The sequence below is a fragment of the Lentzea roselyniae genome, from assembly GCF_039537795.1.
Taxonomy (GTDB): domain Bacteria; phylum Actinomycetota; class Actinomycetes; order Mycobacteriales; family Pseudonocardiaceae; genus Lentzea; species Lentzea atacamensis.
Genome location: NZ_BAABBE010000030.1, coordinates 98,689 through 110,529, shown reverse-complemented (window position 1 = coordinate 110,529; position 11,841 = coordinate 98,689). Strand labels below are relative to the sequence as shown.

Genomic DNA, 11,841 nt, shown 5'->3' with positions numbered 1-11,841 from the left:
GTGTCGCTCAGCGCCTGCTGGCCATGGCCGCCGGCATCTGGCACAACTGGGAGGCGGGCGTGACCAGCAAACGCTCACTGACCGCGTTCGATCACTGACACCAACTTCACGGAATCAACCATCTAGAACTTGATGGTGGCGGGGAAGGGTCGCTCGATCTCCAGGACGCCGTTCTCGCTCTGCGCGATCTCGACGTACTCGGTGCCCTGAAGTTCGAGCAGTGTCGCCTCCACGACCTTCGGCTCGGGATCGACCGTCATGTAGTACTTCACACCGGCCTGGGCGTACAGCTCGCGCTTCAGACCGAGGTCGTTCAGTCGCGTGGTCTTCGAGAGCACCTCACCGACGAGGACCACGTCCGAGACCGGGAACATGACGCCGGCTTCTCGTGGGTTCACGACCGTGAAGTCCGGGATCAGGAGACGCCCGCTGGAGAGCAGGACGTTCAGCTCGACCGTCGCCTGGAGGTACTCCGGGCAGGCGCGTAGCAACGCGGCGTAGGCGCTGCCCACCACCAGCTGATGACGGTAAGACCCCAGCGGACTCACGAGAAGCATCCCGTCAACGAGTTCAACGCGTTGACTGTTGTCCTCCGGCAAGGACAGGACGTCGTCGAGCGACCACGGGCCCACGTGCCTCGGCAGCAGGTAAGCAGCTGGTGCCGCTTCAGCTGGAGCCGCCACTGGGCATCACCTCCGAAAACCGCTCGACGAGTACCAGTGTGGCACGCCGGGCGGATGACTGGCTTGTGCATAGCGCCACGATCGCAGGTCAGACCGACAGCCAAGGGGGGTTTTGACCGTGACCGACCTGAGGTTCACTCGATCAGGTGTTCGAATCCGTGTCATGCTGTTGGAGGTACTCCAAGGACTCTGAAAGGAGGCACGTCTCCCTACAACTGCATACCCGCCATCCCGACAACCACTCGATGACGGGCACTCGGTTCAACACCGTTCAAAGCTCTACCGCGCCACCCGACAACCTGAGGTGAAGCCGTCGCTGCAGAGTCGGCTTCACCGGCACACAAAGCAAAACCGCCCGGCCGAAGGCCGAGCGGTCTCACAGAGAGGAGCCACGAGGAAGGGAGCTCAGACGGCAGCAGGAGCCGAACGCACACCCTTGGCAAGATCAGCGGCCAGCGCACGCACCGCACCATCACCCTCGGCCGCCGCCGACACGAACGCCGAACCGACGATCACGCCGTCCGCGAACCCCGCGATCTCGGCGGCCTGTGCACCGGACCGCACGCCCAGGCCGACACCGACCGGGATCGAGGTGTGCTCACGGACCCGCGCGACGAGCTCGGGAGCGGTGGACGCCACCACGTCACGGGCACCGGTGACGCCCATGACCGCGGTGGCGTACAGGAAGCCGGAGGAGGCGCGCGCGGTCATCGCGATGCGCTCCTCGGTCGACGACGGCGCGACGAGGAACGTCCGGTCCAGGCCGTGCGCCTGGGAAGCCGCCATCCAGTCGTCGGCCTCGTCCGGCACGAGGTCCGGCGTGATCATGCCCAGGCCACCCGCGGCCGCGAGGTCGCGCGCGAACGCGTCCACGCCGTAGCGCAGCACGGGGTTCCAGTACGTCATCACGACCGCACGCCCGCCGGCGTCGGCGACGGAGGCCACCACGTCGAACAGGTCCCGCACGCGGAAGCCCGCGGACAACGCCTGCTCGGCCGCAGCCTGGATCGTCGGGCCGTCCATCACGGGATCGGAGAACGGCAGACCGACCTCGACGAGGTCGCAGCCCGACTCGATCATCGAACGGAGGTAGTCCTTGGAGCCGGAGACCGACGGGTAACCCGCGGGCAGGTAGCCGATCAGAGCGGCCCGCGACTCGGCGCGCGCCGTGGCGAAAACGTCTGCCAGTGACATCAGGCCTGTCCCCCGTCCGCGAGGCCGAAGTACTCCACGGCCGTGTCCATGTCCTTGTCGCCACGACCGGAGAGGTTCACGACCAGCAGGCCGTCCGGGCCGAGCGACGGGCCGAGCTTCAGCGCGCCCGCGAGCGCGTGCGAGGACTCGATCGCCGGGATGATGCCCTCGGTGCGGGACAGCAGCGCGAACGCCTCCATGGCTTCCGCGTCGGTCACCGCGAAGTACTCGGCGCGGCCGATGTCCTTGAGGTGCGAGTGCTCGGGGCCGACGCCGGGGTAGTCGAGACCGGCGGAGATCGAGTGCGCCTCGGTGATCTGGCCGTCCTCGTCCTGCATGACGTACGACATCGCGCCGTGCAGCGAACCGGGCGTGCCGACGGTCAGCGTCGCGCCGTGGCGGCCGCTGTCCAGCCCGGAACCACCGGGCTCGACACCGACCAGCCGCACGTCGGCGTCGTCGATGAAGCCGTGGAAGATGCCGATCGCGTTCGACCCGCCACCGACGCACGCGACGACCGCGTCGGGCAGCCGGCCCGCCTTCTCCAGGATCTGCTCGCGCGCCTCGATGCCGATGACCCGGTGGAAGTCGCGGACCAGCAGCGGGAACGGGTGCGGCCCGGCGGCCGTGCCGAGCAGGTAGTGCGTGTCGTCGACGTTGGTGACCCAGTCGCGCAACGCCTCGTTGATCGCGTCCTTCAGCGTCCGCGAGCCGGACTTCACCGGGATGACCTCGGCGCCGAGCAGCCGCATGCGGGCGACGTTCAGCGCCTGCCGCTCGGTGTCGACCTCACCCATGTAGACGACGCAGTCGAGGCCGAGCAGCGCGCAGGCCGTCGCCGTCGCGACGCCGTGCTGACCGGCGCCAGTTTCGGCGATCACGCGCTTCTTGCCCATGCGCTTGGTCAGCAGCGCCTGGCCGAGCACGTTGTTGATCTTGTGTGAGCCGGTGTGGTTCAGGTCCTCGCGCTTGAGGAACACACGCGTCCCGGCGTGCTCCGCGAACTTCGGCGCCTCCGTCAGCAGCGACGGGCGGCCAGCGAAGTCCTTCAGCAGGCGCTTGAACTCGTTCACGAACTCGGGGTCGATGCGCGCCTTGTCGTACTCGGCGGCCAGCTCGTCCACCGCCGCGATCAGGGCCTCCGGGACGAACCGGCCACCCCACGGGCCGAAGTGGCCACGTGCGTCGGGATCGTGCGGCGTGGGCGTGAACTGGCCCATCGGGTAGCTCCTCTAGCGCAGTTGTCGACCGTGTCTCATCGACTGGGTCGCGGGCACGCGGGGTGCGAGCCTGCGGTCACGAGCTTGTTCACGGCGGCCTTGGGGTCGCCGCTGGTCACGAGGCTTTCACCGACGAGCACCGCGTCAGCGCCCGCCCCCGCGTACGACATCAGGTCGCCGGGCCCGGTCACGCCCGACTCCGCGATCTTGATCGTCTCGAAGGGTAGTCCGGGAGCGATCCTGCCGAAAACGTCTTTATCGACCTCCAGCGTGTGGAGGTTGCGCGCGTTCACCCCGATGACCGTCGCACCGGCTTCGAGAGCGCGGTCGGCCTCCTCGGCGGTGTGCACCTCGACGAGCGCCGTCATGCCGAGCGACTCGACCCGGTCGAGCAGCGACACCAGGGCGTTCTGCTCCAGCGCCGCCACGATCAGCAGCACCAGGTCTGCGCCGTGCATCCGCGCCTCGTGCACCTGGTACGGCGAGACGATGAAGTCCTTGCGCAGCAGGGGGATCCGCACCGCCCGCCGGACGGCGTCGAGATCGGCGAGCGAACCGCCGAACCGGCGCTGCTCGGTCAGCACGCTGATGACCGCCGCGCCACCCGCCTCGTAGGCGGACGCGAGCTCGGCCGGCTCCGGGATCTCCGCCAGCGCACCCTTGGAGGGGCTGCGGCGCTTGACCTCGGCGATGACACCCACGTTCGGCCCGCGCAGCACAGACATCACGTCGAGCGGCGGGGCTGCCTTGGCCGCGCGCTCCTTGACGACGTCGAAGGACAACTTGGCCTCGCGAGCGGCGAGATCCTCACGCACACCTTCGAGGATCGACTCGAGAACCGTCACAGTCTTGCTCCCCTTCCCGCTATGGGGATGCTAACCCCGGCGGAGTAACGCCCCAGCCACCGGGGGTTCAGTGTCCACGCAGCTAGCCGTGGTTGTGCGCGTGTCACATGCGCGAACGCGGATGGATGATCTTCACTCGTCCGAGGAAGGCCCGCCGGGCGCCTTATCGTCGGTCGGATCATCTCCACGCTCCAGTGCGCGCCACATGTCCGTCTCGGGATCCTGTGCGCGGGTCTTCTGCCCGCCCACACCGATCTTCGGCATGCGGGCCCCGAGCACTACCTGAAGCACGCCGGAACCCACCACGAGCACGCCGCCGGCGATCGCGAGCCAGTGCCCGTTGAACGCCGCGGCGACACCCACGACGACCAGCAGCGCACCGAGGATCCGGCGCCCGGGACCGCTGAGTGCCACGGCCGCCGCGACGGAGGCGAGGCTCAGCAGCGCCAGAGGCACGGAACCCGCACCCCAGAAGGCACCGGCCGCGCCCACCAGCAGGAGCGCGGCGATCCACAATGGACGGCTACCGGTCAACGGCGGGCGCCATCGTCTGGGCGGTGGCGATCGCGGCCAGCACCGCGCCCGCCTTGTTCAGGCACTCGTTGTCCTCGGCCAGCGGGTCCGAGTCCGCCACGATGCCGCCACCGGCCTGCACGTAGGCCACCCCACCGCGCACGAGAGCGGTCCGGATGGCGATGGCGGTGTCGGCGTCCCCGGCGAAGTCGAAGTAGCCCACGACGCCGCCGTAGAGGCCGCGACGGGTCGGCTCCAGCTCCTCGATGAGCTCCATCGCGCGCGGCTTGGGCGCACCGGACAGCGTGCCGGCCGGGAAGCAGGCGGCGACCGCGTCGTAGGCCGTCTTGCCCTCGGCCAGCTCGCCGGTCACGGTCGACACGATGTGCATGACGTGGCTGTACCGCTCGACCTTGAAGAAGTCGACGACGTGCACGGAACCCGGCTTGCAGACGCGGCCCAGGTCGTTGCGGCCGAGGTCGACGAGCATCAGGTGCTCGGCGCGCTCCTTGTGGTCGGCGAGGAGGTCCTTCTCGAGCAGGGCGTCCTCCTCCGGGTCCTCGCTGCGCCAGCGGGTGCCCGCGATGGGGTGCGTGGTCGCCCTGCCGTCGCGCACCGTGACCAGCGACTCGGGGCTGGAGCCCACGATGTCGAAGCCTTCGAGGCGCAGCAGGTACATGTACGGGCTGGGGTTGGTCGCGCGCAGCACCCGGTAGATGTCGAGCGCGTCGGCGTCCGTCTCGATCTCGAACCGCTGCGACACGACGACCTGGAACGCCTCGCCTGCCCGGATGGCCTCCTTGGCCTTCTCCACCGCCGCGAAGTGCTCCGCCTGCGAACGACGGCGGCGGAACTGCGGCTTCGGCCGCGAGAACACCGCGGCGGTCGGCGGCGCGGGCGTGTGCAGCGCGACCGTCATCTCGTCGAGGCGGCGCACCGCGTCGTCGTACGCGGCGTCGACGCGCTCGGGTGAGTCGTCCCAGTTGATCGCGTTGGCGATGAGCGTGACGCTGCCCTCGTGGTGGTCGAGCGCGGCCAGGTCGGTCGCGAGCAGCATGACCAGCTCGGGGATCTTCAGGTCGTCCTCGGCGATGACCGGCAGCCGCTCCAGCCGCCGCACCGCGTCGTAGCCGATGTAGCCGACCATGCCACCGGTCAGCGGAGGCAGGCCGGGCAACGGGTCCGTGCGCAGCACCTCGACGGTCTCGCGCAGGGCCTGCAACGGGTCGCCACCATCCGGCAGGCCGACGGGCCGCGTACCCGTCCAGTAGGCCTCACCACCGGTCGCCGTGAGCGCCGCCGAGGACCGCACGCCGATGAACGACCATCGCGACCAAGAGCGCCCGTTCTCCGCCGACTCGAAGAGGAACGTGCCTGGCCGGTCCGCCGCCAGCTTGCGGTACAGACCGACAGGAGTCTCCGCGTCCGCCAGCAGCCTGCGCACCACCGGGATGACCCGGCGGTTCACCGCCAGTTCGCGGAACTCCTCACGCGTTGGGCTCACGGCCCCCAGACCAGCGGCGGCCACAGCCCCGATGACGCTCACCATGCCCGCAATTGTTGCATAAATTCAACATCTGTTGAACTATGGCCCGTGTGGAGCAAGTCAACCAGAAACGGCGTGGCCGCCGCGCCGCGGGCGAGGACACCAGGGCCGCGCTGCTCGCGGCGGCGCGCGAGACGTTCGTCGAGAAGGGCTACGACGGCGCGACGGTCCGCGCGATCGCGGCCAAGGCGGGCGTCGACGCCGCCATGGTCAACCACTGGTTCGGCGGCAAGGAGGGCCTGTTCGCCCAGTCCGTGCTGCAGCTCCCGTTCGATCCGGGCGAGATCCTCAAACGTCTCCTGGACGGCCCCGTCGAAGAGGCCGGCGAGCGCATCATCCGCACCTTCGTCACCGTCTGGGACGCGACCGGCGGCGGCACCTTCGCGGCGCTCATCCGCAGCGTCACCAGTCAGCAGGAGGTCGCGAACGCGCTGAGGTCGTTCTTCATCAACGCGATCTTCAAGAACCTGCTGACGGAGATCGGCGCCGAGCAACGCGACCTGCGCGCGACCCTCTGCGCCACTCAGATGGTCGGGCTCGGCATCGTCCGGTACGTAGTCCACTTCGAACCGCTGGCGTCGGTCGACATCGACACCGTGGTCAGGGCCATCGCCCCGAACCTGCAGCGCTACCTCACGGGAGATCTGGACTAGCGAGCAGCACCGTCGCGTCGAAGCACGTGCGGTCGCCCGTGTGGCACGCGGCGCCCACCTGGTCGACGACCAGCAGCAGCGTGTCGCCGTCGCAGTCGAGCCGCACCTCGTGCACGTACTGCGTGTGACCGGACGTCTCACCCTTCACCCACAGCTGCTGACGGCTGCGCGAGTAGTAGGTGGCGCGGCGGGTGGTCAACGTGCGGTGCAGCGCCTCGTCGTCCATCCACGCCACCATGAGCACCTCGCCGGTGCCGCGCTGCTGGGCGACCGCGCAGACCAGGCCGTCGGGCGTGCGCTTGAGCCTGGCCGACAGGGCGGGATCGAGCGGGCTGCTCAACGGGGACCTCCCAGGTGTTCGCGAGCCGGTCCGGTGTTGAGCAGGACCACTCCGTAGATGTGCACGACGGACAGCACGCCGGACGCGACGCGGGCCCACGCCGGCCCGTCGGCCAGCACGATCACCAGATGCAGCAGCGCGACGAGGATGAGCACGACCATCGCCGGGTAGTGCATGAACCGCAGGCGCAGCAGCAACGCCGCCGCCACCGGGAGTTCGACGAGCGCGATGAACGACGGGAGCTTGAGCACGTCCGCGTCACCGGTTGAGCGCCAGAGGATGAGGCCCACCACGAAGAACACCAGTGCCCCGCCGAACGCGACCGTCGAGGCCACCCGCACCTCGACCGGTGTCATCGCACCACGACGCCGGCCGCGCGCAGGCCGTCCTTGACCTCACCGATGCGGAGCTGCCCGAAGTGGAACACGCTCGCCGCGAGCACGGCGTCCGCACCGGCGGCGACGGCGGGCGGGAAGTGGTCGATCGCGCCGGCGCCACCACTGGCGATCAGCGGCACGTCGACCTCGCGCCGCACCAGCTCGATGAGTTCGAGGTCGAACCCGGCCTTGGTGCCGTCGGCGTCCATCGAGTTGAGCAGGATCTCGCCGACGCCCAGTTCCTGACCGCGAGCGGCCCACTCCACCGCGTCGATGCCGGTGCCGTTGCGCCCGCCGTGGGTGGTGACCTCGAACCCGGTGCCGCCGGGCACGCGCCGCGCGTCGACCGACAGCACGATGCACTGCGCGCCGTAGCGCTCCGAGCACTCGCGCAGCAGTTCGGGACGGGCGATCGCGGCGGTGTTGAGGCTGACCTTGTCCGCTCCCGCGCGCAGCAGCTTGTTCACGTCCTCCGGGCTGCGCACGCCGCCGCCGACGGTGAGCGGGATGAACACCTGCTCCGCCGTGCGGCGGACGACGTCGTACGTCGTCTCGCGGTCACCGCTCGATGCCGTCACGTCGAGGAACGTCAGCTCGTCGGCGCCCTCGGCGTCGTACGCCCTGGCCAGTTCGACGGGGTCGCCCGCGTCGACGAGGTTGGTGAAGTTGACGCCCTTCACCACCCGGCCCCGGTCGACGTCGAGACAGGGGATCACGCGGACAGCCACTGACATGCGCGAAAGCCTACAAGGGGCGGTGGAGGACTACGCTGCGGCGCCATGATCACCGAACTGGGCCGCGGCGAGTACCTGCTGCTGACGACGTTCCGCAAGGACGGCACTCCAGTGCCCACGCCGGTCTGGGTCGCCCCTGGTGACGCCGACGACGTGATCTACGCGTGGAGCGCCAAGGAGACCGGCAAGGTCAAGCGGATCCGGCGCAGCGGTGACGTCGAGATCGGCGCGTGCGACTTCCGCGGCAACCCGAAGGGCGAGTCGGTCAAGGCGCGCGCGAGGCTGCTCGACGACGACGCCAGCGACGACGTCCGTGCGCGCATCGTCAGGAAGTACGGCTTCATGGGCTGGCTGACCATGACCGGCAGCAAGCTGCGCCGGGGCAGGACGGGCACGATCGGCATCGAGATCACCCCGGCGTCAACCTGAGGTTGACCGGGCACTCGGCGTCAACCTAGAGTTGACGCGTGATCCAGTTGACCGACCTCATCGTCAGGGTCGCTCAAGAAGCCGACGACGCCCTCCTGCGCCTCGCGAAGGCCGTGGAGATGAGCGGCCAGCTGAACGAGCTCGGCGACCACCTCATCGGCCATTTCGTCGACGAGGCACGTCGCGGCGGCGCGAGCTGGGCGGAGATCGGCGAGAGCCTCGGCGTCACGAAGCAGGCCGCGCAGAAGCGGTTCGTGCCCAAGGAGTCGCCGGAGCTGTCCAAGCCGTCGATGGAGCGCTACACCCAGCGGTCGCGCCGGGTCATCGCGCTGGCGCGGCACCACGCGCGGTTCAGCGAGCGCATCGGCACCGAGCACCTGCTGCTCGGCCTGCTCGACGAGTCGGGCGGGCTCGCGGCCAAGACCATCGCGAAGCTGGAGTCCGGCGACGGCAGCACCCGCATCGCCGTGCTGCACCGGCTCGACAACGAGGCCAAGCAGCGCCCGGAGAAGCAGCCGTACTCGACGCACTGCAAGAAGTCGCTGGAACTGGCCGTCCGCGAAGCACTGCGGATGGGCCACATGTTCATCGGCACCGAGCACATCCTGCTCGGCGTGCTGCTCGAGGAGGGCGGGACCGCGGCCGACGTGCTGCACTCCACCGGAGTCACGCACGCGGCCGCGGCCGCTCACATCGAAAGTGTCGTCAGCGGATCGCGGCAAGCGCTTCCGGGAGCGTGAAAGCACCGGCGTACAAGGCCTTGCCGATGATCGAGCCCTCCACGCCGTCGCGCGAGAGCTTCGCCAGCGCGACCAGGTCGTCCACAGTGGACACACCGCCGGACGCGATCACCGGGGCGTCGGTGCGGGCGCAGACCTCGCTCAGCAGCTCCAGGTTCGGCCCCGTCAGCGTGCCGTCCTTCGACACGTCCGTCACGACGTAACGGGCGCAGCCGTCGCGGTCGAGCCGGTCGAGGACCTCCCAGAGGTCACCGCCGTCGGAGGTCCAGCCACGACCCTTGACCCGGTGGCCCTGCTCGGTGATGCGGACGTCGAGGCCCACCGCGATCTTCTCGCCGTACGCCGCGATGGCCTTCGCGCACCACTCCGGGTCTTCCAGGGCTGCCGTGCCCAGGTTGACGCGGGCGCAGCCGGTGGCCAGCGCGGCCTCGAGCGACGCGTCGTCGCGGATGCCGCCGGACAGCTCCACCTTCACGTCGAGCTCGCCGACGACGCGGGCGATCAGGTCGCGGTTCGAGCCGCGGCCGAACGCGGCGTCCAGGTCGACGAGATGGATCCACTCCGCTCCGTCGCGCTGCCACTGCAACGCCGCGTCCAGCGGCTCGCCGTAGTTCGTCTCGGTACCGGCTTCGCCCTGCACGAGCCTGACGGCCTTGCCATCAGCCACGTCAACAGCGGGGAGGAGTGTGAACGTCACCCGCTCAGCCTAGCGTCCCCCAGCACGAGCGCGGCCACGCGCTCCTGGGCCTCCGCGGTCCTCGCGAACGTCGCCGGAACAGGCGTGACGAGGAAGCCGACGAAGGCGGGGTACTGCTGCGCGAGCGCGAGGTGCAGGTACTGGGTGCTTTCGAGATCGGCATCGGTGCGGTCCGCGCACGGCGCCTGCGGCGATCCCTCCGGCAGGAGGAACAGCTCCTTGCCGGGAACTCGTTCCGCCAGCTTCGCCATCCTCGCCTCGAGCGCCTCGTAGCCGGCGCAGTACTCGTGGAAGCCGACCCCGTCGGCCTCCGCCGGCGCCTGGAAGGTGTCGTCGACAGCGGGGCCCGCGACGACGAACACGACCTTCTTGCCGGGGAAGCGCTTCTTGATCTGGCGCGCGGTGTCGCCGTCCTTCACCACGAAGCCGTCGACGCCGCCGAGCTGCTCCGCCTGGCTGTCCCCCACCTCGATCAGGTTGAGGTTGCTGTGACCGCGCACCGCGGCCGGGTGAGCGCCGAGGTAGCCGTAGTAGCGCAGGGAGGAGCCGGGCGACCTGCGCAGGTCGTCGGAGTTCAGCGCCTCGATCTTCAGGTCGTCGACGAGACCCGCGGTCGTGGGGCTGCCGGCGCCGAGGTAGACCCACAGCCTGCCGGTCGGGACCTCGGTGCCGAGCGCGATCCTCCGGTGCTCGCCGTTGATCGTGAGGTCGAGGGCGGAACCGGAGAGCTTCAGCGTCACGCCGAACGATCCGCGCGGCTTGACCGACGAGGAGACCACCGGCTTGCCGGGTTGCGAGATCTCCACGCTTCCGTTGGCGCGCAGCACGAAGCCGAGGTCGATGTCCTGATTGGACGGGTGCCCGGTGCTGTTCGCCGAACGGGCGAGCACGATGGACGACCAGCCGTCCGCCGCCGGGGTGAGTTTCGCCGAGATCGCCGGACCGGTGGAGGGCGCGTCGAGGCGCACCGCGGTCGTGGCGCCGCGCATCGACAGCGTTCCCGGCCGCCGCGGATCGTTGACGTGCACTGATCCGCCGGCGACCCGGCTGTAGGTGACGGCGCCGGTGCCCTGGCGCTGTTTGAGGTTGTCGTTCAGGCCGTGGGTGAGCGGCGAGTGAACGGCCCCGTCGAAGTTGTCGCGGAACGGTGCCGGTGCGGCGAGTGCGCCCCCAGGCACAGCAACGGAGGCAGCCATCAGCGCGGCTACCGTCAGCAGTCGTGTGATCACGACAGGGTAGTCAACCAGTTCTTCAGCAGCTGCGCTCCGGCATCGCCGGACTTCTCCGGGTGGAACTGGGTCGCCCACAGCGGCCCGTTCTCGACGGCGGCGACGAACTCGTCACCGGCGTGGTCGGCCCACGTCACCAGCGGCGGCTTGATGTGGTCGGCGGCCTCCAGCTCCCACTTGCGCACGCCGTAGGAGTGCACGAAGTAGAACCGGGTGTCCTTGTCGAGGCCGGCGAAGAGCTGCGAGCCCTCCGGCGCGCGCACCGTGTTCCAGCCCATGTGCGGCACGATCGGCGCTTCGAGCCGCTCGACGGTGCCGGGCCACTCGCCGCAGCCCTCGGTCAGCACGCCGTGTTCGATGCCGCGCTCGAACAGGATCTGCATGCCCACGCAGATGCCGAGCACAGGACGGCCACCGGCGAGGCGCTCGCCGATGATCCGGGCGCCGCGCACGGAGTTCAGGCCCTCCATGCACGCGGCGTACGCGCCGACGCCGGGAACGACCAGGCCGTCGGCCTCGCGCGCGGCCTTCGGGTCCGCCGTCACCTCGACATGGGCGCCGACCCGCTGAAGCGCGCGCTCGGCCGAGCGCAGGTTGCCGGAGCCATAGTCAAGTACGACGACGCGTGCCACGACGACCAG

General features: G+C 69.7%; 15 protein-coding genes and 1 pseudogene. 4 read left to right on the top strand and 12 right to left on the bottom strand.

The window, feature by feature from the left end; translation table 11 throughout:
- Positions 1–98, top strand: a pseudogene (locus tag ABFX45_RS37255) (IS982 family transposase); the annotation flags it as partial.
- A gap of 24 nt (positions 99–122) precedes the next feature.
- Here ABFX45_RS37255 and ABFX45_RS37250 read toward each other — a convergent pair.
- The 6 genes from ABFX45_RS37250 to ABFX45_RS37225 all read right to left on the bottom strand — a co-directional run bounded on the left by ABFX45_RS37250 (position 123) and on the right by ABFX45_RS37225 (position 6,004).
- On the bottom strand, positions 123–683 hold the full coding sequence (locus ABFX45_RS37250; protein WP_109633484.1) for a Uma2 family endonuclease: 561 nt from the start codon (positions 681–683) through the stop codon (positions 123–125).
- Between the two features lie 405 nt (positions 684–1,088).
- On the bottom strand, positions 1,089–1,877 hold the full coding sequence (trpA, locus tag ABFX45_RS37245; protein ID WP_170154800.1) for a tryptophan synthase subunit alpha: 789 nt from the start codon (positions 1,875–1,877) through the stop codon (positions 1,089–1,091).
- Entirely contained in the window at positions 1,877–3,097 is a 1,221-nt protein-coding gene (trpB, locus tag ABFX45_RS37240) for a tryptophan synthase subunit beta (RefSeq protein ID WP_109633486.1), read from the bottom strand. The genes trpA and trpB overlap by 1 nt, the downstream gene beginning before the upstream one ends.
- A gap of 35 nt (positions 3,098–3,132) precedes the next feature.
- On the bottom strand, positions 3,133–3,942 hold the full coding sequence (gene trpC, locus ABFX45_RS37235; RefSeq protein WP_109633488.1) for an indole-3-glycerol phosphate synthase TrpC: 810 nt from the start codon (positions 3,940–3,942) through the stop codon (positions 3,133–3,135).
- Between the two features lie 132 nt (positions 3,943–4,074).
- Entirely contained in the window at positions 4,075–4,476 is a 402-nt protein-coding gene (locus tag ABFX45_RS37230; protein WP_346135264.1) for a Trp biosynthesis-associated membrane protein, read from the bottom strand.
- Positions 4,466–6,004: an anthranilate synthase component I gene (locus ABFX45_RS37225; protein ID WP_346135262.1), complete on the bottom strand. Its 1,539-nt coding sequence runs from the start codon at positions 6,002–6,004 to the stop codon at positions 4,466–4,468. The genes ABFX45_RS37230 and ABFX45_RS37225 overlap by 11 nt, the downstream gene beginning before the upstream one ends.
- A 38-nt stretch (positions 6,005–6,042) precedes the next feature.
- Between ABFX45_RS37225 and ABFX45_RS37220 the strand changes: the two genes are divergently transcribed.
- Positions 6,043–6,654, top strand: a complete 612-nt coding sequence (locus tag ABFX45_RS37220; protein WP_109633495.1) for a TetR/AcrR family transcriptional regulator — start codon at positions 6,043–6,045, stop codon at positions 6,652–6,654.
- Here the strand turns inward: ABFX45_RS37220 and hisI are convergent.
- Genes hisI through hisF form a run of 3 tightly spaced genes read right to left on the bottom strand, consistent with a single transcriptional unit; the run spans position 6,635 to position 8,105 of the window.
- Positions 6,635–6,994 (bottom strand): phosphoribosyl-AMP cyclohydrolase, encoded by a 360-nt coding sequence (gene hisI, locus ABFX45_RS37215; RefSeq protein WP_109633498.1) that lies wholly within the window; start codon positions 6,992–6,994, stop codon positions 6,635–6,637. The genes ABFX45_RS37220 and hisI overlap by 20 nt on opposite strands.
- A complete protein-coding gene (locus ABFX45_RS37210) occupies positions 6,991–7,350 on the bottom strand; it encodes a hypothetical protein (RefSeq protein ID WP_109633500.1) in 360 nt (119 codons plus the stop codon). The genes hisI and ABFX45_RS37210 overlap by 4 nt, the downstream gene beginning before the upstream one ends.
- On the bottom strand, positions 7,347–8,105 hold the full coding sequence (gene hisF, locus ABFX45_RS37205) for an imidazole glycerol phosphate synthase subunit HisF (protein ID WP_109633502.1): 759 nt from the start codon (positions 8,103–8,105) through the stop codon (positions 7,347–7,349). The genes ABFX45_RS37210 and hisF overlap by 4 nt, the downstream gene beginning before the upstream one ends.
- Before the next feature lie 45 nt (positions 8,106–8,150).
- On the opposite strand from hisF, the gene ABFX45_RS37200 reads away from it, so the two are divergent.
- Both ABFX45_RS37200 and ABFX45_RS37195 read left to right on the top strand, forming a co-directional pair.
- The gene (locus ABFX45_RS37200; RefSeq protein ID WP_109633504.1) at positions 8,151–8,534 is read left to right on the top strand and encodes a PPOX class F420-dependent oxidoreductase; all 384 of its coding nucleotides are present in this window, start codon (positions 8,151–8,153) and stop codon (positions 8,532–8,534) included.
- A 38-nt stretch (positions 8,535–8,572) separates the two neighbouring features.
- Complete coding sequence (locus ABFX45_RS37195; RefSeq protein ID WP_233439285.1) at positions 8,573–9,274, top strand: Clp protease N-terminal domain-containing protein; 702 nt, start codon at positions 8,573–8,575, stop codon at positions 9,272–9,274.
- Here the strand turns inward: ABFX45_RS37195 and priA are convergent.
- From priA to hisH, 3 genes are read right to left on the bottom strand one after another with little or no spacing between them, the layout of a single operon-like run.
- Positions 9,240–9,971 carry a bifunctional 1-(5-phosphoribosyl)-5-((5-phosphoribosylamino)methylideneamino)imidazole-4-carboxamide isomerase/phosphoribosylanthranilate isomerase PriA gene (gene priA / locus ABFX45_RS37190; protein ID WP_109633506.1) on the bottom strand — a complete coding sequence of 244 codons (732 nt, stop codon included), beginning with the start codon at positions 9,969–9,971 and terminating at the stop codon, positions 9,240–9,242. The genes ABFX45_RS37195 and priA overlap by 35 nt on opposite strands.
- Complete coding sequence (locus ABFX45_RS37185) at positions 9,968–11,200, bottom strand: hypothetical protein (RefSeq protein ID WP_346135258.1); 1,233 nt, start codon at positions 11,198–11,200, stop codon at positions 9,968–9,970. The genes priA and ABFX45_RS37185 overlap by 4 nt, the downstream gene beginning before the upstream one ends.
- Entirely contained in the window at positions 11,197–11,832 is a 636-nt protein-coding gene (hisH, locus tag ABFX45_RS37180) for an imidazole glycerol phosphate synthase subunit HisH (protein ID WP_211337202.1), read from the bottom strand. The genes ABFX45_RS37185 and hisH overlap by 4 nt, the downstream gene beginning before the upstream one ends.
- Between the last annotated feature and the right edge of the window lie 9 nt (positions 11,833–11,841).

Excerpts from the sequence above, each read along its gene's own strand:
- trpB (WP_109633486.1), bottom strand. The coding sequence starts at position 3,097 with ATGGGCCAGTTCACGCCCACGCCGCACGATCCCGACGCACGTGGCCAC.
- hisF (WP_109633502.1), bottom strand. The coding sequence starts at position 8,105 with ATGTCAGTGGCTGTCCGCGTGATCCCCTGTCTCGACGTCGACCGGGGC.
- ABFX45_RS37225 (WP_346135262.1), bottom strand. The coding sequence starts at position 6,004 with ATGGTGAGCGTCATCGGGGCTGTGGCCGCCGCTGGTCTGGGGGCCGTG.
- ABFX45_RS37220 (WP_109633495.1), top strand. The coding sequence starts at position 6,043 with ATGGCCCGTGTGGAGCAAGTCAACCAGAAACGGCGTGGCCGCCGCGCC.
- ABFX45_RS37200 (WP_109633504.1), top strand. The coding sequence starts at position 8,151 with ATGATCACCGAACTGGGCCGCGGCGAGTACCTGCTGCTGACGACGTTC.
- ABFX45_RS37210 (WP_109633500.1), bottom strand. The coding sequence starts at position 7,350 with ATGACACCGGTCGAGGTGCGGGTGGCCTCGACGGTCGCGTTCGGCGGG.
- trpA (WP_170154800.1), bottom strand. The coding sequence starts at position 1,877 with ATGTCACTGGCAGACGTTTTCGCCACGGCGCGCGCCGAGTCGCGGGCC.